Consider the following 26,325-nt stretch of genomic DNA (forward strand, 5'->3'; position numbering starts at 1 on the left):
GCGGACCGTTCCTCGGCCCCGGGTCAGGGCGCCGTCATCGTCCGTCCCCGCGGCCCGATATCGTCGGAGTCATACGACACCGGTCTTGAAGGGGGTCGCGAGGAGGTGAGTCGGGTCACGGGCACGACGGAGACGGTCGAGCAGCGCACGGAGCGGTTCCAGCGCGATGTGCTCCCGTTCCTGGATCAGCTCTACTCCGCCGCGCTGCGCATGACACGCAACCCGGCGGACGCCGAAGACCTCGTCCAGGAGACCTTCGCCAAGGCCTTCGGGTCCTTCCACCAGTTCCGGGAGGGCACCAACCTCAAGGCCTGGCTGTACCGGATCCTGACCAACACGTTCATCAACTCGTACCGCAAGAAGCAGCGCGAGCCGAAGCAGTCCGGCACCGAGGAGATCGAGGACTGGCAGCTCGCCCGGGCCGAGTCGCACACCTCGAGCGGGCTGAAGTCCGCCGAGGCCGAGGCACTGGAGCACCTGCCCGACTCGGACGTCAAGCGCGCGCTGCAGGATCTGCCCGAAGAGTTCCGCATCGCCGTGTACCTGGCCGATGTCGAGGGGTTCGCCTATAAGGAGATCGCCGACATCATGGGCACTCCGATCGGTACGGTGATGTCACGCCTGCACCGGGGGCGCAGGCAGCTACGGACCATGCTGGAGGATTACGCTCGCGAGCGCGGCCTGACGGGGTCGGCATGAACCGGCGGCGATGCCGCCGCACCCCGTTCGTGCGGCGAGTGGAGAGGGTGAGCGGGCGATGAGTTGCGGCAACCCGCACAAGACTCCCTGCGGCGAGGTGCTCGCGCGGGTCTACACCTACCTGGACGGCGAGCTCGACGCGGGCCACTGCGCCGAGATCCGGGAGCACCTCGACGAGTGCGGCCCCTGCCTGGAGGAGTACGGGCTCGACGAGGTCGTCAAGAAGCTGGTCGGCAAGTCGTGCGGCTGCGAGCCGGTCCCCGGCGACCTGCGGGCCAAGGTGCTCGACCGGATCCAGGAGATCTGCGCCGAGGTCGGCGAGACCGAACAGGTGACCCAGCCCGGCCCGGCCGGCTGACCCCCCGGATCTTCACGGCGGTTTCGGGCATCCGCCCGGCCGCGTTCCGCGCTTGGCTGTGGTGGCCAGGTGTTCCACGTTACTCTGGTGCCCGTCACGCAGCGGCGGGGAGCCGGGGGGCCTCCGTCGGTCCGGAGAACTCCTGATGACGGCCGGGAGCCGCCCCGTGCGTCCGGCGGCGCCGCTGGTGACACGTCCGAGGGCGTGTCCCGGGCCCGAACCTTGAACCGGCCCGCCCGTTTTCGTCGACTCCCAAGGGGGCGGCAATGCGTGGTGGGCTGCGTGGCGGACTACGTGGTGGACTACCCCTCGCCGCATGGGCGTACGTGGGCGGGGTCGTCGCGGTGGCGACGGCCCTGATCGTCACGGGGTCCTTCGCGAGCCTCGACTGGCGGGCGCTGGCCGTGCTGGCCGTGCTCTTCCTGGTCTGCGACTCGGCGCCCGCCCTGCTCAACGTCGAGCGCGCGCGGGTGACCCTCAGCTTCTCGGCCAGCCTCGCCTCGGTGGTGCTGCTCGGCCCGCTCGGCGCGGCGCTGATCGGGGCGTGCGCCGTGGTCACCGGGCAGCGCATCCTGGCGCCGGTCAAGCGGCTGTTCAACGGGGCGCAGTTCGCGCTCAGCGGTTACGCCGCCGGGATGGTGTTCGAGTGCTTCGGCGGCGACCGGGTCCGCCCGGGGCACTCCGACTGGGTCGAGCAGTCCATCGGCCCGTTCGTCGGCGCGCTGGTCACGTTCGTGGTGGTGAACCTGCTGCTGATCACCGGGGTGCTGCTGCTCAGCCGGCAGGCCACCTGGCGCGAGATGCTGCGCGAGGGCGCCCAGCTCGCCCCGGGCTTCCTGGGGTACGGCATGTTCGGCCTGCTGATCGCCGGGCTCTGGCCGGCGGTGAACGGGTTCGCCGCGGTGCTGGTGCTGCTGCCGCTGTTCGTCGCCCGCTGGGCGTTCGAGCAGACCCGGGCCCAGCAGCAGGCGCACGGCGCCACGCTGGCGGCGCTCTGCCAGGCGGTGGAGACCAAGGACTACTACACCCGGGGGCACAGCGAGCGGGTCTCCCGCGGCTCGGTGATGATCGCGCAGGAGATCGGGATGCGCTCGGACCGGGTCGAGGCCATCCGGTACGCCGGGATGCTCCACGACGTCGGCAAGCTCGGGGTGCCCACCAAGGTGCTGCAGAAGTCCGGGCCGCTGACCGAGGAGGAGCTCGCCGCGATCCAGCTGCACCCCATGCGGGGGCTGGAGATCGTGCGTGAGATCGGCTTCCTCGACGAGGCGCTGGCCGGGATCATGCACCATCACGAGAGGATGAGCGGCCGCGGCTACCCGATGGGCCTGGCCGGCGAGGAGATCCCCGAGTTCGCCCGGGTGATCTCGGTGGCCGACGCCTTCGACGCCATGACCTCCGACCGCTCCTACCGGGGCGCCCGGTCGATCGAGGAGGCCGTCGCCGAGCTGCGCCGCTGCGCGGGCGAGGACTTCGACCCGATGATGGTCGAGGCCTTCGTGCGCGCGCTGGACTCCGTCGGCTGGGATCCCCCCAAGCCCGTCACCCTGCCCGAGGACGACGTCGTCGAGACCACCCAGCAGGACCACGACGACCCGACCGTGCCGCTCCGCGTCGCCGGCGAGGTGGGGCGGGCGTGAACTCCCTGGAGGAGCGGCCCGCGCACCGGCACCCGGGAAACCTCTGGCAGGGCCTCGACACGCTCCAGTTGCTGCTCGTCGCCCTGGCGGGGCTGGTCGTGCTGGTCGCGGTCACCCGGATGACGACGGCGAGCCCGGCCGACCCCGAGGCGGCGGTCGTCTTCGGGGTGTTGGTCGCGCTGGGCGAGCTGTTCCGCATGGTGATGCCCGGCAACCGCGAGGTCGCCCCGATCGCCACCGCGGGGGCGCTGGGCTATGCGCTGCTCGACACGGTCGGCGGCGTCCCGGCGCACCAGTCGCCGCTCCAGGTGGTGGCGGTGGTCGCGATCGGCATGTTCGCCGGCTCGCTGCCGCACTTCGCCGTCGGCGGGGCACCGCGGCTCGACGAGATGGCCCGGCGGCTGCTGATCATCGCCCTGGTGGCGCTCTGCTTCCGGCCGGTGGCCGACTCCGGGCTCGGCTGGGGGCCCGTGCTGGTGCTGATGGGCTGCGCCGTGGTGGCGTCCTGCTTCCTGGACGTGACGGTCGCCGCGGTGATCCGGTCCGGCGCGGTGCGGGCCCGGTTCGGCATCGTGCTCCGGGACGAGATCGGTGCCAAGCTCCCGCTCTGCGCGGCGACCGGCGCGACGGCCATGCTGATCGCGGTGGCGACGTCGGTGATGGGGCTGGCCGCGCTGCTGATCTTCACCGCACCGATCCTGGTGACCCAGTTCGCGTTCCGCCGGTACGCCGGGATCCGCGCGACCTACCTGCAGACCGTGCGCGCGCTGTCGCGGGTCACCGAGGTCGGCGGCTACGTCGAGACGGGGCACTCGCGGCGTGTCTCCGGGCTGTCGGTGGCGATGGGCCGCGAGCTCGGCATGTCCGAGGAGGAACTGCTGGAGCTGGAGTACGCGGCGCTGATGCACGACATCGGGCAGCTCTCGCTGGGCGATCCCATTCCGGGCGGCGCCACCGTGCTCGCCTCCCCGCGCGAGCAGCGGCGGATCGCCGAGCTGGGCGCCGAGGTGATCAAACAGACGGGGGTGCTCGACCGGGTGGCCTACATCGTCGAGCGGCAGTGCGACCCCTACCGGTCGGCCGACCAGCCGGCCCCGCCGCTGGCCAGCCGCATCATCAAGGCGGCCAACGCCTACGACGACCTGGTCGGCGACTCCACCGACCGCGACCGGGGCGCCGCCGTGCTGGAGCGGCTGCGGCTCGACTCGGCGGCCGAGTACGACCCGACCGTGGTCGAGGCGCTGGGCCGCGCGGTGGACCGGCATCCTGTCCGGTTCTAGCCGGGCTTGAGGCCCGCGGGCTACGTTCCGGTTCCCGTCCGCACAAATCTACGGTTCGGTATTTGTCGTTCAAGAGATCGGTGCGGGTGGGACGCTCCCACTAGTGTCGGCGGCATTCGGTCACCGCATTCCTACAGGAGGGCCCGTAGCGTGTTCGAGTCCGTGCTGGTGGCGAACCGGGGCGAGATCGCCAGCAGGGTGATCCACACCGTCCGGGCGATGGGGCTCAAGGCCATCGCCGTCTACTCGGAGGCCGACGCCGAGCTGCCGTTCGTCGCCGAGGCGGACGAGGCGATCCTGCTCGGTCCGGCCCAGCCCGCCAAGAGCTATCTCGACCAGGCCCGCGTTCTGGAGGCCGCGCGGCGGACCAACGCCCAGGCCGTGCACCCGGGCTACGGGTTCCTGGCCGAGAACGCCGAGTTCGCCCAGCGAGTGATCGACGCAGGGTTGCTCTGGATCGGTCCCGACCCGCTGGCCATCGCCCGGATGGGCGACAAGATCAATGCCCGGAACCTGATGATCGAGGCGGGTGTGCCCGTCTCGCCCGGGGTCTGGGAGCCGGTGCCCGACGCCGACACCGCCGTCGAGGAGGCCGCCCGCATCGGCTACCCGGTGATGGTCAAGGCCGCGGGCGGGGGCGGCGGCATCGGGATGAGCGCGGCCCACGACGAGGCCGCGGTGCGCAAGGCCTACGAGACCGCCCGGACCCGCGCCGAACGCTTCTTCGGCAACCCCGACATCCTGCTGGAGCGCTATGTCGAGCGGGCCCGGCATGTGGAGATCCAGATCCTCGGGCTGGCCGACGGCTCCGTGATCGCCCTCGGCGAGCGCGACTGCTCGGTGCAGCGGCGGCACCAGAAGATCGTCGAGGAGACCCCCTCTCCGGGGGTGGGCGCCGAACTGCGGGAACGCATGCTGGCCGCGGCCGTCCGCGCCGGCGAGGCGGTCGGCTACCGCGGGGCCGGTACCGTCGAGTGCCTGGTCGACCCGGCGGCGCAGGACTTCGTGTTCCTGGAGATGAACACCCGGCTCCAGGTCGAGCACCCGATCACCGAACTGGTCACCGGCATCGACCTGGTGGAGCAGCAGCTACGGATCGCGGCCGGCGAGCCGGTGTCGTTCACTTCGGCCGAGCCGCGCGGCCACGCGATCGAGTTCCGGGTGTACGCCGAGGACCCCCAGCGCTTCCTGCCCAGCCCGGGCGAGATCAAGGTCTGGGAGGAGCCGGTCGGCGAGGGCGTCCGCATCGACGCCGGCTATGCCGAGGGCAACACGGTGACCCCGTTCTACGACCCGCTGCTGGCGAAGCTCTGTGTGTACGGCGCCGACCGGCCCGCCGCGCTGCGCCACGCCCAGGCGGCGATCGACAACTTCCGGATCGAGGGTCTGAAGACCAACCTCCCGTTCTTCACCGAGCTGCTCGGCGACGCCGAGTTCACGGCGGGCACCTACGACACCGGTCTGGTCGACCGGATGCGGGCCCGCTGACCAGGCACGGGGAACGGGCGAGGCAGAACAGTACAAGAGAGGAATACCGCCATGGCCGAGGTCCGCGCGGAGATGGTCGCGAACGTGTGGAAGGTCGTCGTCGCCGAGGGCGACCAGGTCGAGGACGGTGACACCCTCGTGATCCTGGAGTCCATGAAGATGGAGATCCCGGTGCTGGCCGAAGACGACGGTGTGGTCGCCCGGCTCGACGTGTCCGAGGGCGACGTCGTCCAGGAGGGCGACCTGATCGCCGTCATCGAGTAGGGCGTCCCGAGGGCCGGCCCCGTACCGACAGGAGTACTCTTCCGCCGTGGACACCTACTGCGACCGCTGCGGGGAACCGGCCGCCGCGACCGACCACCAGGCATGCCGGGCGGCCCGGCGGATGGAACCGCCGCGTTACTGCACGCGGTGCCGCCGCCGGATGGTCGTCCAGGTCAGCCCCCTGGGCTGGACCGCCCGGTGCGTCGAGCACGGCGTGCTGACCTCCGCATGACCGCCACGGTCGAGACCGGCCTGTGCGCCGAGTCCGTACTGGTGGTGGGGGAGGGCGACACCGCGATCGCCCTCGGCAGCGGCGACGTTCCCGTGCTGGGTACGCCCAGGTTGCTGGCCCTGGTGGAGGCCGCGACCGTGGCGGCGCTCGGTGACCGGCTCGGCCCCGGCCAGACCTCCGTCGGCACCTCGGTGGCCCTAGTGCACCAGGCTGCCAGCCCGATCGGGGCCGAGGTCGTCGCGGCCGCCGAGCTGACCGAGGCCGACGGCCGGCGGCTGGTCTTCACCGTCGAGGCCCAGCACCGGGCCGACGGGACGGTGGTCGCCACCGGCTGGGTGGAACGCGTGGTCGTCGACCGGGAGAAGTTCCTCGCCCGGCTGGTCTGACCCCGAGGTCACAGCTTCAGCACATAGGTGATCAGCTCGGTGTCGGGCTCGGGGAACCAATCCCGTTCGGGGGTGCGGACGAAACCCAGCCGCTCGTACAGCCGGTGCGCGGCGAGCATGTCGGGCTGGGTCGACAGCCGGACCGCGCTCATCCCGGTGGCCTCCGCCCGGTTCAGGCACGCCAGCACCAGCGCCCGGCCGATCCCGCCGCCCCGGGCGGGCGGATCCACGGCCAGCATCCGGAACTCGCCCTCGCCGGGCCCGGTCAGCTCCGCGTACGGGCTGTCGGGCGGGCAGTAGGCCACCGCCCCCACGACCTCGCCGCCGACCTCGGCGACCAGCAGTTCGGCCCGGGCCGCGCGGTCGGCGGCGTCCCGCAGCCGGGCGACGTAGTCGGAGTCCGGCGATATCAGCCCGCCCGCCACGTAGGCCGCCACGGTCAGCTCGCCGACCCGCTCGTACTCCGCGGGCCGCACCGCCCGCACGATGATCTCCGGCATGGTCTCAGACACCGGTGGTGGCCCGGGGGTAGGCGACCTCGGGGTCGGTCATGACGTTCACCAGGTAGGGCACGTTCGCGTCGAACGCCCGGCGCAGTGCCGGGCCGAGCTCGCCGGGCCGGGTGACCAGCTCGCCGGCACCGCCCAGCGCCCGGACCACCTCGTCGTAGCGGCACTGCGGCTGGAGTTCGGCGGCCACGTCGTAGCCGTAGAGCATCTGCATGGGGTGCTTCTCCAGCCCCCACATGCCGTTGTTGCCGCAGACCATCACGACCGGAAGGCCGTGCCGGACGAGTGTGTCGACGTCCATCAGCGAGAAGCCGGCCGCGCCGTCGCCGAGCAGCAGCACCACCTGCGCCGCCGGCCGGGCCAGCCGGGCGGCGATGGCGTAGCCCAGCCCGGTGCCCAAGCAGCCGTACGGGCCCGGGTCGAGCCAGCAGCCGGGCCGCCGGGGCTCGACGTACTTGCCCGCGTACGACACGAAGTCGCCGCCGTCGCCGATCACCACGGCGTCGTCGTCGAGCACCCGGGCCAGCTCGCCGTAGATCCGCATCGGGTGGATCGGGTCGGCGTCGGCGGCCAGCAGGGCGGCGTCCCCGGCGATCGCGGCGGTGGCGGCCTCGGCCAGCTCGCCCGTCCAGCCGGCGTACGCGGTGGGGGAGACGCCGGCCTTGGCGGCGGCGGCCGCCAGCTCCCGGAAGACGGTGGAGAGGTCGCCCGCGGCGGCTCCGGCGGTGCCGACGTGCGCGGCGAGCTGGGACGGGGCGTCCGCCAGATGGACGACCTTGGCAAGGGGCGCCCCCTCCTTCCCACCGAACATGCCGTAGCCGAGCCGGAAGTCCAGCGGGGTGCCCGCCACGACGACCAGGTCGGCGCGGCTGAAGGCCAGTCCCCGCGCCCGGGTGACCAGCAGTTCGTGACCGGCGGGCAGGATGCCCCGGCCCTGGCCGTTGGGGATCACCGGCAGCCGCAGTTCCTCGGCGAAGGCGCGGGCGGCCTCCTCGGCGCCGTCGGTCCACACGTCCGAGCCGAGCACCAGCACCGGCCGCCGGGCCCCGGCCAGCAGGCCCGCGATCGCGGCCAGCGCCTCGGAGTCGGGCTCGACCGGCGCGGCCGGTGCGGCCGCGGGCCGGTCGGCCGGTGCCGGGCCGAACAGGTGGTCCATGAAGAAGTCGATGAAGACCGGGCCACGGTGCGGCGCGGTGGCCACCTCGAAGGCATGGGCCACGTCCCGGGCGACGGTGTCGGGCCCGGTCGAGGTGGTCGCCAGCTTGGTGATCGTCTCGAACAGCGGGGGGTGGTCCATCTCCTGGAGGGCGCCGCTGCCCCAGCGCGAGTGCGGGGCACGGCCGCCCATCACGACCACCGGGGAGCCGTTGAAGTGCGCGGTGGCGACGCCGCTGACGCCGTTGGTGATCCCGGGTCCGGCGGTCAGCACCGCCAGCCCGGGCCGCCGGGTGAGCCGGGCGGTCGCCTCGGCGGCGAAGACGGCGGTCTGCTCGTGGCGCACGTCGAGGATCCGCATCGGCGGATCGGCCTTGACCGCCCCGTCGTACAGGGGGAAGACATGCCCTCCCGACAGCGTGAACATCGTGTCGACGGAGTGCTCCCGGGCGACGGCGACCGCGACGTCGCCGGCGTGCTGCTGTTCCATGCCCGAACGTTACCAACGGGTCATATGCGGTGTGCAGCTCTGTTCCGGGCGAGGATCACCGGCGGCCCAGGTCGGCGCAGGTGGTCTCGCCGGGGAGCATGGGCCGCCAGCGCACCGAGTAGGTCCTCCCCTCGCTGCGCCACCGGGTTTCGGGTGCGGCGGTGCGGGCCAGCGCGACGGCCCGGGGCAGGTCGCGGCCGGTGACCACGGAGCACAGCCCGCCCGGCAGCCGGGTGCCCGCGCCCAGCGGGACGAGTGGCCAGGACCGGCCGCCCTCGTCCGCGGTCTCACCGGACAGGATCGCCAATCGGGGGAAGGCGTACGGCTGCGGCGGGGCGGCCTGGTCGCCGGCGGCCCAGCCGGCCGGGGCCAGCCGCTTCCAGAACCGGACGGCCGGGTCGCCGGGCGAGTCCTCGGGGTGCTCCACGCGGGTGACGGCCCGGCCGAAGGTGATCTCCAGGGTGAACGCGTCGGCGACGTCGTCGCGCTCCGCCGTGCGTGACCGGCCCAGCCCGGCCGCGCGGGCGCCGTCCAGCAGCCCGCGCAGCGCCGGGGGTGTCAGCCGGTATTCGCGCGGTTCGATCGGGTCGTCGCCCGGCACGATCGCCCGGCCGTCCCCGTACAGGGAGAAGTCGGGCATCTCGCCGCCGTGGCCCCGCCCGGCGATCCCGCCCGTCCGGCGCCATCGCAGCACCATCTGGTCGGACGCCGCACCGGACACCCCCGGCGGCATCGGCGTGGGCTCGGTGTTCCCGAGGGTGGCGCACCCCGCGGACACCGTCACGAGCACCGTCACGAGCACCGCCAGGGCCGGGCCGAGCAGGGACCGCGGCCCGTTCAGCGGCCCGTCTCGCCGCGCGGCGGCGTCGAACCTCGGCATACGGGGTGAACGAGCCGGATCCGGGCGGGGGTTCCGCGGCTGGTCAGGATGATCGGGCGGGTGTGTACAAATCTCCCCACCCGAAGACTGTGGGGTTCGGTGGGGGACCGCGCCGCGGGCCCGTACTAACCTGCGGCAGGTGAGCGTGCTCGTGGTGACCGGGACCTGTACGGGTGTCGGCAAGACAGTCGTCACCGCGGCTCTGGCCGCGCTGGCCATGGCCCGCGGTTCCTCCGTGGCCGTGGTCAAACCCGGGCAGACCGGGGTGGGTTACGCGGAGCCCGGCGACCTCGACGAGGTGCGCCGGCTGGCCGGCCTCGACGACGTCCACGAGTTCGCCCGCTACCCCGACCCGCTGTCGCCCGCCGCCGCGGCCCGCTATTCCGGGCTGCCGCCGCTGGACCTGTCGGAGGTCGCGCGGCGCGTCCGCGAGATCGCCGAGACCCGGGACCTGGTGCTGGTGGAGGGTGCGGGCGGCCTGCTGGTCCGCTACGACGAGGACGGCGGCACCATCGCGGACCTGGCCCGCTGGCTGGGCGCCGCCACGGTCGTGGTGGCCCGGGCCGGCCTGGGCACCCTCAACCATACCGCGCTCACCCTGGAGGCCATGGCGCACCGGGGCGTGCAGCTCGCCGGGGTGGTGATCGGGGAGTGGCCGGAGAAACCCGACCTCGCCATGCGCAGCAACCTCCGCGATCTGGAGACGATCGCCGCCCGGCCGCTGGCCGGCGCGCTGCCCGAGGGCGCGGGTGCCCTTGATCCCGCCGAGTTCCTGCTCGCCGCCCGCACCGCGCTCTCCCCGCCGTTCGGCGGCACCTTCGACGCTGCTACGTTCCGTGATGAACATGCCCTGACCACGGAGAATCCGTGATCTACGGCCGGGGAAACCAATGAAAAGGGGAGTGCGCGCGTGAGCACCGACATCTTGGAAGTGGCCCGCCGCCAGGTGCTGGAGGAGGGCAAGGGGCTGACTGCCGCGCAGGCCCTGGAGTGCCTGACGCTGCCGGACGACCGGGTGGAGGACCTGCTGGCCCTCGCCCACGAGGTGCGGATGCGGTGGTGCGGTCCCGAGGTCGAGGTCGAGGGCATCATCTCGCTGAAGACCGGCGGCTGCCCGGAGGACTGCCACTTCTGCTCCCAGTCGGGCCAGTTCGAGTCCCCCGTGCGGTCGGTGTGGCTGAACATCCCCGAGCTGGTGAAGGCCGCCCAGGAGACCGCCAAGACCGGCGCCACCGAGTTCTGCATCGTCGCCGCGGTACGCGGCCCGGACGCACGGCTGATGTCCCAGGTGCGCGACGGCATCAAGGCCATCAACGACGCCGTGGAGATCAACATCGCCTGCTCGCTGGGCATGCTGACCCAGGAGCAGGTCGACGAGCTGGTGGCGATGGGCGTGCACCGCTACAACCACAACCTGGAGACCGCGAAGTCCCACTTCGGCAACGTCGTCACCACGCACTCCTGGGAGGAGCGCTGGGAGACCTGCCTGATGGTCCGCGAGGCCGGCATGGAGCTGTGCTGCGGCGGCATCATCGGCATGGGCGAGACGGTCGAGCAGCGCGCCGAGTTCGCCGGCCAGCTCGCCGAGCTGGAGCCCGACGAGGTCCCGCTGAACTTCCTGACCCCCCGGCCGGGCACCCCGTTCGCCACGTACCCGCTGGTGGAGGGCGCGGAGGCGCTGAAGACCATCGGCGCGTTCCGGCTGGCCCTGCCCCGCACGATCCTGCGCTACGCGGGCGGCCGGGAGCTGACCCTGGGCGACCTGGGCACCCGCTCCGGCATGCTCGGCGGCGTCAACGCCATCATCGTCGGCAACTACCTCACCACCCTGGGCCGTCCGGCCGAGCAGGACCTCGACCTGCTCACCGAGCTGCAGATGCCCATCAAGGCGCTCCAGCAGACCCTCTGAGCGGAACGAGCACCGCCGGGGCGGGCCCGTACGGGACCCGCCCCGGGCGGTTCAGCGCCGGCGTAGCCGGGTGAGGAACTTGTAGCGGTCGCCGCGGTAGAGCGACTGCGCCCACTCGACCGGTTCGCCCGCGTCGTCGAACGCGTGCCGCGACAGCAGCAGCATCGGCAGCCCCACGTCGACCCCGAGCAGCTGGGCGTCGTGCGGGGTGGCCAGGACGGTCTCGATCGTCTCCTCGGCCTCGGCCAGATGCACGTCGTAGGCGGTGGCGAGCGTCTCGTACAGCGACAGGTGCCGGGGCAGCTCGCGGCGCAGCCCGGGAAAGCGACGGGCCGGCAGGTGGGAGGTGTCGATCGACATCGGCTCGCCGTCGGCCAGCCGGAGCCGGTGGATCCGCAGCACCCGGCCGCCCGGCCGGATGCCCAGCAGCGTGGCCAGCCGCTCGTCGGCGCTCACGTAGCCGATCTCCAGGATCTTGGTCTCCGGCTGGAGGCCGTGATGCCGCATGTCCTCGGTGTAGCTGACCAGTTGCAGTTCCTGGGCCACCTTGGGCTTGGCGACGAAGGTGCCCTTGCCCTGGATGCGGTGCAGCCGCCCCTCGACGACGAGTTCCGCTAGCGCCTGCCGGACGGTCGTGCGGGACGTGCCGTACTTCTCGGCGAGCGTCCGCTCGGGCGGTAGCGGGCTGCCCGGGCTCAGCGTCCGGGTCAGCTCGATCAGCATCTCCTTGAGCCGGTAGTACTTGGGGATCCGGGGCGTCTGTACTGGGGGCGGGTCGAAGTCGCTCAGCGGTACTCGTTCAGCCGTCACGCGCTCTCCTCACGTTCACGGCCACGTGGCCCGGACGTCACGCAAGCAGAGTAAGGCCCGACCTGCCCCGCGACGGCGGCAAGGGCACCTTCCAAGGTTGTGAGTTCGAACTCTGTGAGCGATGCCCGGGCGGTGAGCCGCAGGCAGGCCCGTCCCTTGGGCACCGACGGCGGCCGGAAGCAGCCGACCCGCACCCCGTGCTCGGCGCAGATCTCGGCGCCGCGCACCGCGGCCGTCGGCTCGCCCAGGACCACCGGCACCACCGCCGCGGCCGGCGACGAGGTGTGCAGCCCCAGCCCGGCCGCGATCGACGCGATCCGCCGGGCCCGGTCGCGGGCCAGCGCCGGCAGCCCGGGTTCGGCCGCCAGCACGTCCAGGGCGGCCAGTACGGCGCCGGCGGCGGGCGGCGCCAGCGCGGTGTCGAAGATGAACGACCGGCCGGTGTCGACCAGGGTCTCGATCATCTCGGGCGCGCCGAGCACCGCGCCGCCCTGGGCGCCCAGGGACTTGGACAGGGTGAGGGTGAGCACGACATCGGGCTCCCCGCTCAGCCCGGCGGCATGCGCGGCCCCCCGTCCACCGTCGCCCACCACGCCCAGCGCGTGCGCCTCGTCGATCACCAGCAGGGCGCCGTGCCGCCGGGTGACCGTGTGCAGTTCGGCCAGCGGGGCCTGGTCGCCGTCCACGGAGAACACCGCGTCCGTCACGACCAGCGCGTCCTCCTCGTCGCGTTCGGCCAGGGCGCGCTCGACCGCGGCCACGTCCCGGTGCGGTGTGATCACCACCCGGGCCCGGGACAGCCGGCAGGCGTCCACGATCGAGGCGTGGTTGACCTGGTCGGAGACGACCAGGGCGGCGGGCCCGGACAGCCCCGCGACGGCGCCCAGGTTGGCCAGGAAACCCGAGGAGAACACCAGCCCGGCCGCGCTGCCGGTGAAGGCGGCCAGCCTGCGGTCGAGCTCGGCGTGCAGCTCCGTGGTGCCGGTGACCAGCCGCGAACCGGTCGAGCCGGTGCCCCACTCGCGGGCGGCGGCCACCGCTCCCTCGATCAGCCGGGGGTCGCGTGACAGCCCGAGGTAGTCGTTGGAGGCGAGGTCGATCAGCCCGTCGTGGTCGGGGGTCCGGGGGCGTAGCCGGCGGCGCAGCCCGGCGTCGGTCCGGCGTCCGGTGGCCTCGCGCAGCCGTGCCAGGGGGTCCCTCACCACGTCACCTCACCTTTCCCGAGCCCGCCGGGGACACCGTGGGCTCACGATCGTCGCATTTTCGCAGGAGAACCGGCCTGCCATGATGGTCGGGTGCCTACGCTCACTGATCTAGTGCGGGGTCGGACAGATCTGGACGATGCCGATTTGGAGTGGTTGCACGCTCTGGTGTCGGACTGGCAGCTTCTGGCCGATCTCTCCTTCGCCGACCTGGTGCTCTGGGTACCGCTGCGGGACGCCGCCGACCCCCGGTCCGGCCCGGTGGAGGGCTGGGTGGCCATCGCCCAGATGCGGCCCACCACCGGCCCGACGGCCTACCCCGACGACCTGGTCGGCCGGGTCGTGCGGACGGGCCGCCGCGGCCTGATCGACGTCGCCTGGCGGGAGCGGCGCATCGTCCGCGAGGGCGACCCCGAGTGGGGCAGCGGCATCCCGGTCCGGGAGGAGTCGATCCCGGTCCGGCGCGGGCCCAAGATGCTCGGCGTCATCCAGCGCAGCACCAACCTCAGCTCGGCCCGGACGCCCAGCCGGCTGGAGCTGACCTACCTGCAGAGCGCCAGCGACCTCGCGCAGATGATCAATGACGGCCGGTTCCCGGTGCCGGGGGAGGAACCCAACCTGCTGCGCTCCCCGCGGGTCGGCGACGGCCTGATCCGGCTCGACCGGGCGGGCCGGGTGTCGTACGCCAGCCCGAACGCCCAGTCGGCGTACCGGCGGCTCGGCCTGGCCACCGACCTGGCCGGGGAACATCTGGGCTCCACCACGGCGGTGCTGTGCGACACCGGTGAACCCCGGGAGGAGTCGCTCACCGCGCTGCTCGGCGGGCGCGCCCCCCGCGAGGCGGAGGTGGAGTCCAACGGCGCGGTGGTGCAACTCCGGGTGATCCCGCTGGTAGTGGACGAGGCGCGGATCGGGGCGATCGTGCTGCTGCGTGACGTCACCGAACTGCGCTGGCGCGACCGGGAGCTGATGACCAAGGACGCCACCATCCGGGAGATCCACCATCGGGTGAAGAACAACCTGCAGACCGTGGCCGCGCTGCTGCGGCTGCAGGCCCGCCGGCTGCGGGTGCCGGAGGGGCGGGCGGCGCTGGACGAGGCGGTCCGCCGGGTCGGCTCGATCGCGATCGTGCACGAGACGCTGTCGCACACCCCGGACGAGCTGATCGACTTCGACGACATCGCCGATCGCGTGATCATGATGGCGGGGGAGGTGTCGGCGGCCGAGACCCAGGTGGTTCCCGAGCGCCGCGGCAGCTTCGGCGTGCTGCCCGCGCAGATCGCCACCCCGCTGGCCATGGTGCTCACCGAACTGCTGCAGAACGCCCTCCAGCACGGGCTGCCGCACCGGCGGGGGCTGCTGGAGGTCCGTGCCGCGCGGGATCAGGAGCGGCTGGAGGTGGTGGTGGCCGACGACGGGGTCGGGCTGCCTCCCGACTTCGACGTCGAGGCGGCCACCAGCCTGGGGCTGCAGATCGTCCGCACCCTGATCGTCGGCGAGCTCGGCGGGCGGCTGGACTTCCGGGCCCGGCTCGGCGGCGGCACGGAGGTCGTCGTGGACGTCCCGCTGGTGCAGGAGGGCAAGCCGCCCAACGCCTGACGCCCGTGGCGGGGCCACGGGCGTCGATGCGGGCGTTCGCTCTTCGGCTCCGGGGTAGCGCGGGAGCGGGGTCCGGTGGTGGGTGTCGGGCCGGTCAGGCGTTGGCGCGGGCACGGGCCCGGGCGTTGCGCCGCTTGAGCGCGCGCCGCTCGTCCTCGCTCATGGCGCCCCAGACGCCCGAGTCCTGGCCCGATTCGAGCGCCCAGCGCAGGCAGGCGTCGGTGACGTCGCACCGTCGGCATACCTGCTTGGCCTCTTCGATCTGCAGCAGCGCCGGGCCGGTGTTCCCGATCGGGAAGAACAGCTCGGGGTCCACGTCACGGCAGGCGGCGATGTGGCGCCAGTCCATGCGGTCACTCCTTCGTCGGTGTGGAGGGGTGACTCCACTTGTGAACGGTTTCACATGTCGCGTCCGGGCCGAGCCCCGAACGGACGGGTCTCGGGGGCTGGTTCTGTGGCGCTATCGGACGGGAGGCCGTCGAAAGGGCCTCTCTGTCGGCTGGCGCACTTTGAGCGTGTCAGGGCGCCGTGGGGCCGCGCAAGGCCTTGAAGAAACGTTTCTCAAGGTCTGGATGTCGCATGTGTCACATTGATGGGTCGTGACTGTTGCTTTGTTGTAAATAACACTTGATCAGAAGATCAGATGACCACCCGTATCGCCCTGGGCGCGGAGCGGAAGGTGACGCTCTCGCGTTCTCCCAGGTAGTCACCGTCCAGCTGGAAGGCGATGGGACGGCTGGACCGCACTGTGACCTCCGTCGCATCGTGCACGTTGACCAGGTCGGCGCCGTGGATCGGGTTCGTCCGGGGGAGCAGCATTCGGGCCGCCGTCAGCAGTACCGGGCGCAGCGCGAGGGAACGCACCCCGAAAAGGTCGAGCCCGGTGTTGAAGTGCGCGCGGGGAGTGGGATTCACCGGCCGCCGGCCGAGATAAGTCCACGGCGAGGTATTCCCCACGAGCACCATGAAAAGATCTTCAACGGACGCCAGTCCGGGGCGTTCCAGGGTCAGCGCCGGGCGCCTGCGGTCCGTACCGGAGAAGAACTGCCGGACGATTGCGCGGCCATAGAGCGCGGGATCGGAGCGCTTTCCCGCGAGGCGGTACGTCTCCACCGCCCGGATCACTTCGGCGTCGAGCCCCATTCCGGCGCAGAAGGTGAAGTAACGGTTGTCGGCGAGGCCGAGCCCCACACTGCGGTACCGGCCGGCGCGCAGCGCGTCCAGGGCCAGGCGGGTGGCGCCGATCGGCTCGTTGGGGATGCCCAGCGCCCGGGCGAAGACGTTGGTGCTGCCACAGGGCAGCACGGCCAGGGCCGGCCCCTTGACGTCCGGCCCGTAGGCGAGCAGCCCGTTGACCGTCTCGTTGACCGTGCCGTCGCCGCCGAGCGCGATCACCACGTCGTGACCTTCGTCCACGGCCCGCCGGGCGAGCTGGGTGGCGTGCCCGCGGTGGCCGGTGTCGGCGATCTCCAGATCGAGGTCGTCGGCGAAGGCCCGGACGAGCAGGTGGCGGGCTCGCAGGGAGGACGCTGTCGCCTTGGGGTTGGCGATGAGCATGGCGCGCACGGCGCCAGGGTATCGACCGCCTCCGACCTGACCGGCCGGGCGAGTAGGGTTCCGAGGTGTGTCCGACGAATCTCGACCTCTCAGCCTGCGGGGCGCCACCGCCATCGAGGCGCTCGAAGGCGCCGCGGCCCTCGCCTTCGGGCTCTTCGTCGGCTGGGAGACCATCACCGGCAGCCCGGTCGACATCATGAGCGCGATCGGCGTCACCGTGCTGGCGCTGCTGGGCGCGGCGGGCATGTTCGCGGTGGCCCGCGGCCTGTACCGGATGGAGCCATGGAGCCGGGCCCCGGCCGTGCTCACCCAGCTGTTCGCGCTGCCGGTGGCGGTGTCACTGATCAACAGCGACCAGCGGGGCTATGGCGTTCCGCTGCTGGTGGCGGCGGTCGTCGCGCTGATCCTGATGCTCTACGGGCGCACCACCGACGTGCTGGTGGGGCGCCCGGGCCGGGACGGCGACTGACGGGAACCGGGAGCCGGCCGGGCCGGCCCCCGATCACTCGTCGGCGGTCAGCCCCTCGCGCAGCTGGGCCAGGGTGCGGGCCAGCAGCCGCGACACGTGCATCTGCGAGATCCCCAGCTCGGCGGCGATCTGCGACTGGGTCATGTTGCCGAAGAAACGCAGCAGCAGGATGCGCTTCTCGCGGGCCGGCAGCTTCTCCAGCAGCGGCTTGAGCGACTCGCGGTACTCCACTCCCTCCAGGGAGTCGTCCACCATGCCCAGCGAGTCGGCCACCGCCGGGGCGTCCTCGTCACCGGAGTCGGGCGCGTCCAGCGAGACCGTGGAGTAGGCGTTGGCGGACTCCAGGCCCTCCAGCACCTCCTCCTCACTCATCTGCAGGTGCGCGGCCAGCTCGCTGACCGTGGGCGCCCGCCCCTCGCGCTGGGCGAGCTCGCTGATCGCCTTGGTCAGCGAGAGCTTGAGCTCCTGCAGCCGCCGCGGAACCCGGACGGCCCAGCCCTTGTCGCGGAAGTGCCGCTTGATCTCGCCCACGATGGTGGGGGTCGCGTACGTGGAGAACTCGACGCCGCGTTCCAGGTCGAACCGGTCGATCGACTTGATCAACCCGATCGTGGCGACCTGGATCAGGTCGTCCAGCCACTCGCCGCGGTTGCGGAACCGGCGGGCCAGGTACTCCACCAGCGGCAGGTGCAGCTCGACGAGCTGGTCACGGATGCGCTGGCGCTCCGGGTCGCCCTCGGGCAGCTGGCTGAGCCGCTCGAACAGCGCGCGGGCCCGCGCGCGGTCGGGGACCGTGCTCTCGGTCCGCTCGTTGCCGGTGCTGTCGGCGAGGGTCGTCTTCTCGGTCACGGCGCCACCTCGGCACGGGTCGGCCGGTTCATCGTGCTCACGGCGCCCCCGCAGCACCGCGGCGCTTCTGGAGCACCACGGTCACTCGGTCGTCGGCGCCCACCCGGGCGTCGACGTCACCCGCCAGTGAGGAGAGCACGGTCCAGGCGAAGGTCTCGCGGCTGGGCAGCTCTCCGTCGACGGTGAGCACCGAGACGGCGATCAGCATCGCGTCCCGGGTGAGCTCGAACTCGCACTCCAGGTCGGTCCCGGGGACCGCCTGGGCGAGCAGCATGGCACACGCCTCGTCGACCGCGATCCGTAGATCCTCGATCTCGTCGAGCGTGAAGTCGAGCCGGGCCGCGAGGCCGGCGGTGGCGGTGCGCAGCACGGACAGGTACGCGCTGGCGGCGGGCAACCGTACGGTCACCACGTCGCGCAGGGTCGTTTTCGTACTCGCCGGCATGGCAGCGGTTTCCTCAGTCACGTCACTCCCTACCGGAGACGATCCGCTGCTTCGAAACTACCGCCTGGCGGAAGGGCTTCGCGCGTCCGGCACGCCCTGCTTGCGGCATAGGACGGGAACGTCCGTGCATTCCGCCGGTCAAACCTTTGCCGGATGAGGGAAAGGCCACGCCTGGCAGCGTGCGGCCCGCTCTCAGGCCTCCTCGGCCAGCGCCCGCAGCGCGGCGCCGGACAGCCGCTGCACCGTCCACTCGTCCTGGGGCAGCGCGCCGAGCGCCCGGTAGAAGCCGATGGCGGGCTCGTTCCAGTCGAGCACCGCCCACTCGAACCGGGTGTACCCGCGCTCGGCGGCGATGCGGGCCAGCTCCGCCAGCAGCGCCCGCCCGTACCCCTTCCCGCGCAGTTCGGGGGTCACGTAGAGGTCTTCCAGGTAGATGCCGTGCCGGCCGGTCCAGGTGGAGTAGTTGACGAACCACAGCGCGAACCCGGCCACCGTGCCCTCGTGCTCGACCACGTGCGCGAAGACCTTGGGCTCGGGACCGAACAGGCTGCGGCGCAGGTCGTCCTCGGTGGCCCGCACCTCGTGCAGGGCGCGCTCGTACTCGGCCAGCTCGCGGATCAGCCGCAGGATCGTGGGGACGTCTTCGACGGTGGCATACCGGATCATGTCCCGGAGATTACCCAGGGCACGGCACGGGGCCGACCCCCGGAGGGAACCGGCCCCGAATCGAGAACCCGTGCAGGTCAGCCCTGCTTGGTCTCCCAGAAGATCTTGTCGATCTCGGCGATCTTGCCCAGCAGTTCGTCGGCGACGCCGACGTCCATGCTGCCCTTGGTGCCCGCCGCGCCCGCGAGCTTGGTGGCCTCGTTGAAGAGGGTGTTCAGCTGCGGGTACTTCTCGAAGTGCGGCGGCTTGAAGTAGTCGGTCCACAGCACCCAGAGGTGCTCCTTGACCAGGTTGGAGCGCTGCTCCTTGATGTTGATGGCGCGGGCCCGGAACACGGGGTCCTCGTTGGCCGCGTACTTCTCGCAGATCGCCTTGACGGACTCGGCCTCGATGCGGGCCTGCGCGGGGTCGTACACGCCGCACGGCAGGTCGCAGTGCGCGGAGACGGTGGTCTTCGGGCGCAGAAGCTTAGCGAGCACCTGCTTCGTCCCTTCCCTCGTATCGGATCATGCTCTCGCCGCCGACATTACTCTTGCGCGGGCCCGATCGCGCGGCCAGGTGGCCCGATCGGCCCCTGCCCAGCGGATCTGCGAGTATCCGTCCGGTGAAGAGATGGCGGACGGCGGCGGTCGCGGGCGAGTCGATGCGGCCCGCGCTGCGGCCCGGCGACTGGCTGCTGGTGCGCGCGGGGGCGGACCCGGGGGAGGGTGACATCGTGGTCGCCCGGCATCCCGGCCGGCCGGAGCAGTTGATCGTCAAGCGGGCGGTACGCCGGACGCCCGGCGGCTGGTGGCTGGAGAGCGACAACCAGGGCGCGCCGGGCCGGCAGGACAGCTGGGACTTCGACGCGGTGCCGGACGAGCTGATCGTGGGCCGGGTGGTGGCGCGCTACTGGCCGCCGTCGCGCTGGTCGGTGTTCGCCAGGCGGGCCGCGTAGGCGGCCTCGGTGGCGCGCCCGGCGCAGCGGTCGGAGCAGTAGCGGCGCGAACCGTCGGCGGTGGTGTCGAAGAAGATGTTGCGGCAGGAGGCGGCCCGGCAGATGCCGAGCCGGTCGATGCCCTGGTCGCTGATCTTGACCGCCAGCCCCATCGCGGCCCCGGCCGCGTACCGGTCGGGCACCGACCCGCCCTCGGTGAGGTGCAGGTGCCAGCGCTGCCCGTCGTGGCCGGACATCTGCGGGTGCACCGGATGCTGGATCAGCAGCGAGTTGAGCCGGTCGATCGCGGCCTCCTCGTCGCCCTCGGTGGCGGACACGAAGATCGCGCGCAGTTCGGCGCGGAGCTCGCGCATGGCGTCAAGGTCGCGGCGGGTGATCCGGCCGCTCAGATGCGGCCTGATCTTCAGCAGTTCATGCAGGGCGTCGAGATCGCGCAGCGAGTCTTCGGCCGGGTCCTGGGTGTTCACCAGCTCGATCACCAGGTCGGCGTACGAGGCGAGATCCACCGGCACTCCTTCGCGACCGACCTGATCGTGAAAGTTCTTTCCCGTATCGAGTATGACACGGCGAGCGACAGGACAGGGCGAAAGGAATGGGCCGAGTTCGGCCGTTGAGTACGTGACTTCGCTGGTAAAGCGGGCTAATCCGGAGAAATTTCATGTTCGGTCCGGCGGCTCGTGCATTTTGCGGGGGCACGGGCCGCCGGACCGCGACTTCAGATGCGGTTGACGCCCTCGGCGCGGGCCTGCGCGGCCACCGCGGCGACCACCGCGGGCGCGACGCGCTCGTCGAAGGGGCTGGGGATCACGTACTCGGCACTCAGATCGTCACCCACCACGTCGGCCAGCGCGTCGGCGGCGGCGAGCTTCATGCCCTCGGTGATCGAGTGGGCCCGCACGTCCAGGGCACCGCGGAAGATGCCGGGGAAGGCGAGCACGTTGTTGATCTGGTTGGGGAAGTCGCTGCGGCCGGTGGCGACCACCTTGGCGTGCCGGCGGGCGACTTCGGGGTGGACCTCGGGGGTCGGGTTGGACAGCGCGAACACGATCGCGTCGTCGGACATGGTGGCGACGCAGGACTCCTGCACCGTGCTGCCGGAGAGCCCGATGAAGACGTCGGCGCCGCGCAGCGCCTCCTCGGTGGAGCCCTTCAGCCCGGCCCGGTTGGTGTCGGCGGCCAGTCGCTGCTTGATGGGGTTCAGCCCGTCGCGGCCCGCGTAGATCAGGCCCTTGCTGTCGGAGACCGCGATGTCCCCGATGCCGGCGTTCAGCAGGATGCGGGTGACGGCGACCCCGGAGGCGCCGGCTCCGGCGACCACCGCGCGCAGGTCGGACAGCGGCTTGCCGATCAGGCGGGCCGCGTTCCGCAGCGCGGCCAGCGCCACGATGGCGGTGCCGTGCTGGTCGTCGTGGAAGACGGGGATGTCCAGTGCCGCGCGCAGCCGGTCTTCGATCTCGAAGCAGCGGGGTGCGCTGATGTCTTCGAGGTTGATGCCGCCGAAGCTGGGTGCGAGCCGGATCACGGTCTCGATGATGGCTTCGGTGTCGGTGCAGTCGAGCGCGATCGGCACGGAGTCGACGTCGGCGAACTGCTTGAACAGCAGGGCCTTGCCCTCCATGACGGGCATCGAGGCGGCCGGGCCGATGTCGCCCAGGCCGAGGACGGCGGTACCGTCGGTGACCACGGCGACCACCTTGGACGTCCAGGTGTAGTCGTGGGCGAGTTCGGGGCGCTCGGCGATCGCGGTGCAGACGCGGGCCACGCCCGGTGTGTAGGCGAGGGACAGGTCGTCGGCGTCACGGACCGGGACGGTGGAACGGACCTCGAGTTTGCCGCCGCGGTGCAGGACAAAAGCCGGATCATTGTCGTAATCGGACGGTGAGGTGAACTGAGCAGCCATAGCGACCCCTGATCGGTAGCGCGGTTTCGGGCAGATGCCAGTGCTAAGGGCGCGGTCGGTGTGGCCGTCGCCGGGGTGGTCATCTCTCGACACACGGGGGTCACCCGTTTCCTGATTGTGTCACAGGGCCGTGAGGGATTGAGCAGGGTGTGAGGTGCGGCACTCTTCCCGCCGCACAGCGTGGCCACCCGGTCACCTGGCGGTCTGCGAAGCCCCCGCCCTTGGGGACCTGTTGTCCGATCGTGTCATGGCCTTAACCGAGAACATGTCGGTTATGGCGGAAGATGTCCTGCAAATACGCTGTTCGGTGAAGAACCGAAAAACTATCTAAGGGGAACTTGTGACCTCTGGTTCTCTCCGCCGCCGGGCCGTCGCGGTGGCCGCCCTTGCCCTGACCGGAACCCTGGTGCTGTCGGCCTGTGGCGGCGACGACGGTGACGCCGGGGACGACACGGTCACCCCTGCGGGCGGCGCCGACGCCGCGCTCTCCGCCATGGTGCCGGCCAACATCAAGAGCGACGGCAAGCTGGTGATCGGCACCGACGCCTCCTACCCGCCCAACGAGTCGATCGACCCGGCCACCCAGAAGATCGTCGGCTGGGACGTGGAGCTGTTCACCGCGGTGGCGGCCAAGCTCGGGCTGAAGGTCGAGTTCCAGAACGCCGGCTTCGACACGATCATCCCGGGCATCCAGTCCGGCAAGTACGAAGTCGGGGTCTCCTCGTTCACCGACACCAAGGAGCGGGAGCAGGTCGTCGACTTCGTGACCTACTACTCCGCCGGCACCTCCTGGGCGACGCTCAAGGGCAACCCCAAGGGCGTCAACCCCGACGACGCCTGCGGCAAGAACATCGGCGTGCAGCAGGGCACCGTCCAGGTGGACGACCTGAAGGCGCGCAGCAAGAAGTGCACCGACGCCGGCAAGCCCGCCATCAACCAGGTCGTGCGCAAGCAGCAGACCGAGGTCAACAACGACCTGGTCGCCGGCAAGATCGACGGCATGCTCGCCGACTCGCCGATCGTCGGCGACGCGGTGAAGAAGACCGGCGACAAGCTGGAGATCATCGGTCAGATCTACGACACCGCCCCGTACGGCTACGCCCTGTCCAAGCAGTCCGGCCAGTTCAAGGACGCGGTGCTGGGCGCCCTCAAGGCGCTGATCGCGGACGGCACCTACAAGCAGATCCTGGACAAGAACGGCGTCGCGACCGGGGCCATCACCACTCCGGTGATCAACGGAGCCCAGAGCTGACCCGATGACCGTCACCCCAGACGCGGAGAAGGGACGGCCCGAAGCGATTCGGGCCGTCCCCGTCCGCCATCCCGGGCGGTGGGCGTCCGCCGCGGTCGTCCTGGTACTGGCCGCGATGTTCGTGCACTTCCTGATCACGAACGCCGCCTTCGACTGGGCCGAGCAGTGGAAGTACCTGTTCTCCGACCCGGTGCTGAAGGCGGTCCGGAACACCATCTGGCTGACCGCGGCGGCGATGGTCGGCGGCGTGCTGCTGGGCGTCGGGCTCGCGCTGATGCGGCTGTCGCCCAACCCGCTGCTGAACGGCGCCGCCTGGCTCTACCTGTGGTTCTTCCGCGGCACGCCGCTCTACACCCAGCTGCTGATCTGGGGCTCCATCGGCGCGCTCATCCCCTCGGTGGGCGTCGGCATCCCGTTCGGGCCCGAGTTCCAGACCTGGGAGACCCAGAAGCTGGTCAACGCCGCGCTGGCGGCGTCGCTGGGGCTGATCCTCAACGAGGCCGCGTACATGGCCGAGATCGTCCGGGCCGGGATCGTGTCGGTGGACAAGGGGCAGCAGGAGGCGTCGAGCGCGCTGGGCATGTCCCGGCTGCTCACCATGCGGCGGATCGTCCTGCCGCAGGCGATGCGGGTGATCGTGCCGCCGACGGGCAACGAGGCCATCTCGATGCTCAAGAACACCTCGCTGGTGGCGGCCATCCCGTACCTGGAGCTGACCTTCACCGCGCAGACCATCTACGCCTCCACATACAAGATCATTCCCATGTTGATCATGGCCTGCCTGTGGTACCTGTTCCTGTCGTCGATCATGATGATCGGGCAGTTCTACCTGGAACGGCACTTCGGCCGCAGCGACCGTGACGCCGGCGGCCGGCGGGGCAGGCCCCGGCTGCGCGGGCTGGGCAGAGGTGAGGGCGGTGCCGCATGACGGTCATCGATGATTCCGGCCCCATGGTCCGGGCCGAGCAGGTGCACAAGAGCTTCGGCCGGACCGAGGTGCTCAAGGGCATCGACCTGGAGGTCCGCTCCGGCGAGGTGATGTGCGTCATCGGCCCGTCCGGCTCGGGCAAGTCGACCTTCCTGCGGTGCATCAACCACCTGGAGAAGATCGACGCCGGCCGGCTGTGGGTGAACGGCCACCTGGTCGGGTACCGGGAGAAGGGCGGCAAGCTCTACGAGCTGCGCGACCGCGAGGTCTCGGCCCAGCGGCGCGAGATCGGCATGGTCTTCCAGCGGTTCAACCTCTTCCCGCACATGACGGCGCTGGGGAACGTCATGGAGGCGCCCCTCCGGGTGAAGAAGGAGCCCAAGGCGGCGGCGCGGGAGAAGGCGCTCGCGCTGCTGGAGCGGGTCGGGCTGGGCGACAAGTGCGACAACTACCCCGGGCAGCTGTCCGGCGGGCAGCAGCAGCGAGTGGCGATCGCCCGGGCGCTGGCCATGGAGCCGCGGCTGATGCTGTTCGACGAGCCCACCTCCGCCCTCGACCCCGAACTGGTCGGCGAGGTGCTGGACGTGATGAAGTCGCTGGCCCTCGACGGCATGACCATGATCGTGGTCACCCACGAGATCGGCTTCGCCCGCGAGGTGGGCGACTCGCTGGTCTTCATGGACGACGGCGTGGTGGTCGAGAAGGGCGTCCCGCGCGAGGTGCTGAACGACCCCAGCCACCCGCGCACCCAGGACTTCCTGTCCAAGGTCCTCTGAGCGCGGGCCCCCGGTGATCAGTTGCCGGGGGCCGCGACTTAGGGTTGGCCGTATGTTCGCTGTCACGGCCGCCCGGATCGACGCCGACAACCCACTGAACGGACTCGAGCTCGGAGAGCGGCCGGACCCGGCCGTCCCCGACGGGTGGACCACCGTCACGGTGCGCGCCGCCTCCCTCAACCACCACGACCTGTGGACGCTCCGCGGCGTGGGCGTGCGCCCGGACCAGCTGCCGCTGGTGCTCGGCTGCGACGCCGCCGGGGTGGACGAGGACGGCAACGAGGTCATCGTCCACTCGGTGATCGGCGACCCGGACCGGGGCGGCGGCGACGAGACCCTGGACCCCAAGCGGTCGCTGCTGTCGGAGATCCACGACGGGACCTTCGCGGAGAAGCTCGTGGTGCCCCGGCGCAACCTGGTGCCCAAGCCCGCCGAGCTGTCGTTCGAGGCCGCGGCCTGCCTGCCCACCGCCTGGCTGACGGCGTACCGGATGCTGTTCGACAAGTCCGGCGCGCAGCCCGGCTCGACCGTGCTGGTGCAGGGCGCCGGCGGCGGGGTCGCCACCGCGCTGGTCGCGCTCGGCGCCGCGGCCGGCTACCGCGTCTGGGTCACCGGCCGCAGCGAGGCCAAGCGCAAGCGCGCCCTCGAACTCGGCGCCGACCAGGTCTTCGAGATGGGCGCCCGGCTGCCCGACCGGGTGGACGCCGTCATGGAGACCGTCGGCGAGGCCACCTGGGCGCACTCGGTGAAGTCGCTGCGCCCCGGCGGCCGCATCGTGATCTCCGGCGCCACCACCGGGTCGATGCCGCCCGCCGAGCTGACCCGGGTGTTCTTCCTCCAGCTCTCGGTGGTCGGCAGCACCATGGGGACCCGCGAACAACTCGTCCGGGTGGCCCGCTTCTGCGCCACCACCGGCGTCCGCCCCCTGATCGACCGCACCCTGCCACTCGCCCAGGCCCGCGACGGCTTCGCCGCCATGGCCCAGGGCGACCTCTTCGGCAAAATCGTCTTCACCCTCTGACCCCCTCTCCTCGGTGATCCTTCAGCATCCGAGGCGCCATGGCGCACCGAAAGTTGAAGGATCAAGGAGCAGTGGCCTCCGGGACGTGATCCTTCAGCATCCGGGGTGCTGGGGCGCCCTGGATGCTGAAGGATCATGGGTGCTGCGCTCGAGGAACCGCCGGGCCGCCCGCGGGTCGCGCAGCAGGTGCAGGTCGGCGTGCGGGGCGTGGGTGGCGATGGCCCGGGTGAGCCGGGGCAGGCTGCGCCGCCGGTAGGACCACACCCAGCGCCAGAAGTCGGCGCGCTCGCGGCCCCGGCGGATCGCCCGCCACGCGCACCGCGGAAAGGAGAAGTTCAGGAGGACGACGGTGTCGGCCCGGCGCAGCCGGACGTCCAGGGCATGGTCGTAGGGGCCGAGGTCGCCGTCCAGGATCCAGCAGTCCTGCCCGACGAGCCGCTGCTGGACGGCCGCCCACCGCTCCGGGGCGGTCCCCGCGAGCCCGGGCTCCCAGAACAGCGCGTCCAACTCGACGACGGGCAGCCCCGTCACCTCACCGAGACGGCGGGCGAGGGTCGACTTGCCCGCACCACCCCGGCCGAGGACCAGCACCCGTTGCATGTCCCCATGCTGCCGCGCCGTCCG

Annotated in this window: 31 protein-coding genes; 17 read left to right on the plus strand and 14 right to left on the minus strand. The window is 71.6% G+C overall.

From position 1 onward, the window contains the following. Positions 1 to 36: 36 nt before the first annotated feature. The 8 genes from DPM19_RS20335 (at position 37) to DPM19_RS20370 (ending at position 6,347) form a co-directional block, all read left to right on the plus strand. The gene (locus DPM19_RS20335; RefSeq protein ID WP_407642564.1) at positions 37 to 699 is read left to right on the plus strand and encodes a sigma-70 family RNA polymerase sigma factor; all 663 of its coding nucleotides are present in this window, start codon (positions 37 to 39) and stop codon (positions 697 to 699) included. A gap of 58 nt (positions 700 to 757) precedes the next feature. Further along, entirely contained in the window at positions 758 to 1,057 is a 300-nt protein-coding gene (rsrA, locus tag DPM19_RS20340) for a mycothiol system anti-sigma-R factor (protein WP_111869540.1), read from the plus strand. Between the two features lie 266 nt (positions 1,058 to 1,323). After that, on the plus strand, positions 1,324 to 2,697 hold the full coding sequence (locus DPM19_RS20345) for an HD-GYP domain-containing protein (RefSeq protein WP_111869541.1): 1,374 nt from the start codon (positions 1,324 to 1,326) through the stop codon (positions 2,695 to 2,697). Positions 2,698 to 2,702: 5 nt separating this feature from the next. Continuing rightward, entirely contained in the window at positions 2,703 to 3,977 is a 1,275-nt protein-coding gene (locus DPM19_RS20350; RefSeq protein ID WP_233510541.1) for an HD-GYP domain-containing protein, read from the plus strand. Positions 3,978 to 4,127: 150 nt separating this feature from the next. Continuing rightward, positions 4,128 to 5,465 (plus strand): acetyl-CoA carboxylase biotin carboxylase subunit, encoded by a 1,338-nt coding sequence (locus DPM19_RS20355; RefSeq protein WP_111869542.1) that lies wholly within the window; start codon positions 4,128 to 4,130, stop codon positions 5,463 to 5,465. A gap of 51 nt (positions 5,466 to 5,516) precedes the next feature. Next, entirely contained in the window at positions 5,517 to 5,729 is a 213-nt protein-coding gene (locus DPM19_RS20360) for a biotin/lipoyl-binding carrier protein (RefSeq protein WP_111869543.1), read from the plus strand. Between the two features lie 46 nt (positions 5,730 to 5,775). After that, positions 5,776 to 5,961: a biotin synthase auxiliary protein BsaP gene (gene bsaP / locus DPM19_RS20365; protein WP_111869544.1), complete on the plus strand. Its 186-nt coding sequence runs from the start codon at positions 5,776 to 5,778 to the stop codon at positions 5,959 to 5,961. Beyond that, entirely contained in the window at positions 5,958 to 6,347 is a 390-nt protein-coding gene (locus tag DPM19_RS20370; protein ID WP_111869545.1) for a thioesterase family protein, read from the plus strand. Before bsaP ends, DPM19_RS20370 begins: the two co-directional genes overlap by 4 nt. 8 nt (positions 6,348 to 6,355) lie before the next feature. Here the strand turns inward: DPM19_RS20370 and DPM19_RS20375 are convergent, their stop codons facing one another. The 3 genes from DPM19_RS20375 to DPM19_RS20385 are packed head-to-tail and all read right to left on the minus strand — an operon-like array spanning position 6,356 to position 9,381. Next, positions 6,356 to 6,859 (minus strand): GNAT family N-acetyltransferase, encoded by a 504-nt coding sequence (locus tag DPM19_RS20375; protein WP_233510523.1) that lies wholly within the window; start codon positions 6,857 to 6,859, stop codon positions 6,356 to 6,358. After that, the gene (locus DPM19_RS20380) at positions 6,852 to 8,501 is read right to left on the minus strand and encodes an acetolactate synthase (RefSeq protein WP_111869547.1); all 1,650 of its coding nucleotides are present in this window, start codon (positions 8,499 to 8,501) and stop codon (positions 6,852 to 6,854) included. The genes DPM19_RS20375 and DPM19_RS20380 overlap by 8 nt, the downstream gene beginning before the upstream one ends. Before the next feature lie 55 nt (positions 8,502 to 8,556). Next, complete coding sequence (locus DPM19_RS20385) at positions 8,557 to 9,381, minus strand: hypothetical protein (RefSeq protein WP_111869548.1); 825 nt, start codon at positions 9,379 to 9,381, stop codon at positions 8,557 to 8,559. Positions 9,382 to 9,520: 139 nt separating this feature from the next. On the opposite strand from DPM19_RS20385, the gene bioD reads away from it, so the two are divergent. Beyond that, positions 9,521 to 10,252 (plus strand): dethiobiotin synthase, encoded by a 732-nt coding sequence (gene bioD, locus DPM19_RS20390; protein WP_111869549.1) that lies wholly within the window; start codon positions 9,521 to 9,523, stop codon positions 10,250 to 10,252. A 39-nt stretch (positions 10,253 to 10,291) separates the two neighbouring features. Beyond that, positions 10,292 to 11,290, plus strand: a complete 999-nt coding sequence (gene bioB / locus DPM19_RS20395) for a biotin synthase BioB (RefSeq protein WP_111869550.1) — start codon at positions 10,292 to 10,294, stop codon at positions 11,288 to 11,290. Between the two features lie 51 nt (positions 11,291 to 11,341). Here the strand turns inward: bioB and DPM19_RS20400 are convergent, their stop codons facing one another. After that, complete coding sequence (locus DPM19_RS20400) at positions 11,342 to 12,013, minus strand: GntR family transcriptional regulator (protein ID WP_111869663.1); 672 nt, start codon at positions 12,011 to 12,013, stop codon at positions 11,342 to 11,344. Between the two features lie 83 nt (positions 12,014 to 12,096). After that, positions 12,097 to 13,305 carry an 8-amino-7-oxononanoate synthase gene (locus DPM19_RS20405; RefSeq protein ID WP_233510524.1) on the minus strand — a complete coding sequence of 403 codons (1,209 nt, stop codon included), beginning with the start codon at positions 13,303 to 13,305 and terminating at the stop codon, positions 12,097 to 12,099. Positions 13,306 to 13,395: 90 nt separating this feature from the next. Between DPM19_RS20405 and DPM19_RS20410 the strand changes: the two genes are divergently transcribed. Beyond that, entirely contained in the window at positions 13,396 to 14,901 is a 1,506-nt protein-coding gene (locus DPM19_RS20410; protein WP_111869551.1) for a PAS domain-containing sensor histidine kinase, read from the plus strand. 94 nt (positions 14,902 to 14,995) lie between these two features. On the opposite strand, the gene DPM19_RS20415 is transcribed toward DPM19_RS20410, so the two are convergent. Next, positions 14,996 to 15,250: a WhiB family transcriptional regulator gene (locus tag DPM19_RS20415; RefSeq protein ID WP_111869552.1), complete on the minus strand. Its 255-nt coding sequence runs from the start codon at positions 15,248 to 15,250 to the stop codon at positions 14,996 to 14,998. 290 nt (positions 15,251 to 15,540) lie between these two features. Further along, positions 15,541 to 16,458 (minus strand): diacylglycerol/lipid kinase family protein, encoded by a 918-nt coding sequence (locus DPM19_RS20420; protein WP_325050267.1) that lies wholly within the window; start codon positions 16,456 to 16,458, stop codon positions 15,541 to 15,543. A gap of 67 nt (positions 16,459 to 16,525) precedes the next feature. Between DPM19_RS20420 and DPM19_RS20425 the strand changes: the two genes are divergently transcribed. Next, complete coding sequence (locus tag DPM19_RS20425) at positions 16,526 to 16,927, plus strand: hypothetical protein (RefSeq protein WP_111869553.1); 402 nt, start codon at positions 16,526 to 16,528, stop codon at positions 16,925 to 16,927. 33 nt (positions 16,928 to 16,960) lie between these two features. Here the strand turns inward: DPM19_RS20425 and DPM19_RS20430 are convergent, their stop codons facing one another. The 4 genes from DPM19_RS20430 to sodN all read right to left on the minus strand — a co-directional run bounded on the left by DPM19_RS20430 (position 16,961) and on the right by sodN (position 19,366). Next, positions 16,961 to 17,776, minus strand: coding sequence for an RNA polymerase sigma factor SigF (locus tag DPM19_RS20430; protein ID WP_111869666.1), 816 nt, complete (start codon positions 17,774 to 17,776; stop codon positions 16,961 to 16,963). 37 nt (positions 17,777 to 17,813) lie between these two features. Further along, the gene (locus DPM19_RS20435) at positions 17,814 to 18,242 is read right to left on the minus strand and encodes an ATP-binding protein (RefSeq protein WP_111869554.1); all 429 of its coding nucleotides are present in this window, start codon (positions 18,240 to 18,242) and stop codon (positions 17,814 to 17,816) included. A 171-nt stretch (positions 18,243 to 18,413) separates the two neighbouring features. After that, on the minus strand, positions 18,414 to 18,887 hold the full coding sequence (locus DPM19_RS20440; RefSeq protein WP_111869555.1) for a GNAT family N-acetyltransferase: 474 nt from the start codon (positions 18,885 to 18,887) through the stop codon (positions 18,414 to 18,416). 77 nt (positions 18,888 to 18,964) lie between these two features. After that, on the minus strand, positions 18,965 to 19,366 hold the full coding sequence (gene sodN / locus DPM19_RS20445; RefSeq protein WP_111869556.1) for a superoxide dismutase, Ni: 402 nt from the start codon (positions 19,364 to 19,366) through the stop codon (positions 18,965 to 18,967). 125 nt (positions 19,367 to 19,491) lie between these two features. Here sodN and DPM19_RS35825 point away from each other — a divergent pair, with 125 nt between their 5' ends. Beyond that, positions 19,492 to 19,824 carry a S24/S26 family peptidase gene (locus tag DPM19_RS35825; protein ID WP_267900905.1) on the plus strand — a complete coding sequence of 111 codons (333 nt, stop codon included), beginning with the start codon at positions 19,492 to 19,494 and terminating at the stop codon, positions 19,822 to 19,824. Here DPM19_RS35825 and DPM19_RS35830 read toward each other — a convergent pair. Together DPM19_RS35830 and DPM19_RS20455 are read right to left on the minus strand one after the other, a co-directional pair. Next, positions 19,776 to 20,330: a CGNR zinc finger domain-containing protein gene (locus DPM19_RS35830; RefSeq protein ID WP_199485193.1), complete on the minus strand. Its 555-nt coding sequence runs from the start codon at positions 20,328 to 20,330 to the stop codon at positions 19,776 to 19,778. The two genes, DPM19_RS35825 and DPM19_RS35830, sit on opposite strands and share 49 nt — an antisense overlap. Positions 20,331 to 20,539: 209 nt before the next feature. After that, entirely contained in the window at positions 20,540 to 21,724 is a 1,185-nt protein-coding gene (locus DPM19_RS20455; protein ID WP_111869557.1) for an NAD(P)-dependent malic enzyme, read from the minus strand. 340 nt (positions 21,725 to 22,064) lie between these two features. On the opposite strand from DPM19_RS20455, the gene DPM19_RS20460 reads away from it, so the two are divergent. Genes DPM19_RS20460 through DPM19_RS20475 form a run of 4 tightly spaced genes read left to right on the plus strand, consistent with a single transcriptional unit; the run spans position 22,065 to position 25,701 of the window. Next, a complete protein-coding gene (locus tag DPM19_RS20460) occupies positions 22,065 to 22,976 on the plus strand; it encodes an ABC transporter substrate-binding protein (RefSeq protein WP_111869558.1) in 912 nt (303 codons plus the stop codon). Positions 22,977 to 22,980: 4 nt separating this feature from the next. Beyond that, complete coding sequence (locus DPM19_RS20465) at positions 22,981 to 23,904, plus strand: amino acid ABC transporter permease (RefSeq protein WP_111869559.1); 924 nt, start codon at positions 22,981 to 22,983, stop codon at positions 23,902 to 23,904. Next, a complete protein-coding gene (locus DPM19_RS20470) occupies positions 23,901 to 24,680 on the plus strand; it encodes an amino acid ABC transporter ATP-binding protein (protein ID WP_111869560.1) in 780 nt (259 codons plus the stop codon). Before DPM19_RS20465 ends, DPM19_RS20470 begins: the two co-directional genes overlap by 4 nt. 52 nt (positions 24,681 to 24,732) lie before the next feature. Then, positions 24,733 to 25,701, plus strand: a complete 969-nt coding sequence (locus tag DPM19_RS20475) for a zinc-binding dehydrogenase (RefSeq protein ID WP_111869561.1) — start codon at positions 24,733 to 24,735, stop codon at positions 25,699 to 25,701. 93 nt (positions 25,702 to 25,794) lie between these two features. Here DPM19_RS20475 and DPM19_RS20480 read toward each other — a convergent pair whose 3' ends face one another. Further along, a complete protein-coding gene (locus DPM19_RS20480) occupies positions 25,795 to 26,301 on the minus strand; it encodes a P-loop NTPase family protein (RefSeq protein ID WP_111869562.1) in 507 nt (168 codons plus the stop codon). Between the last annotated feature and the right edge of the window lie 24 nt (positions 26,302 to 26,325).

It is taken from the genome of Actinomadura craniellae (genome assembly GCF_003289645.1).
Classification (GTDB): domain Bacteria; phylum Actinomycetota; class Actinomycetes; order Streptosporangiales; family Streptosporangiaceae; genus Actinomadura_D; species Actinomadura_D craniellae.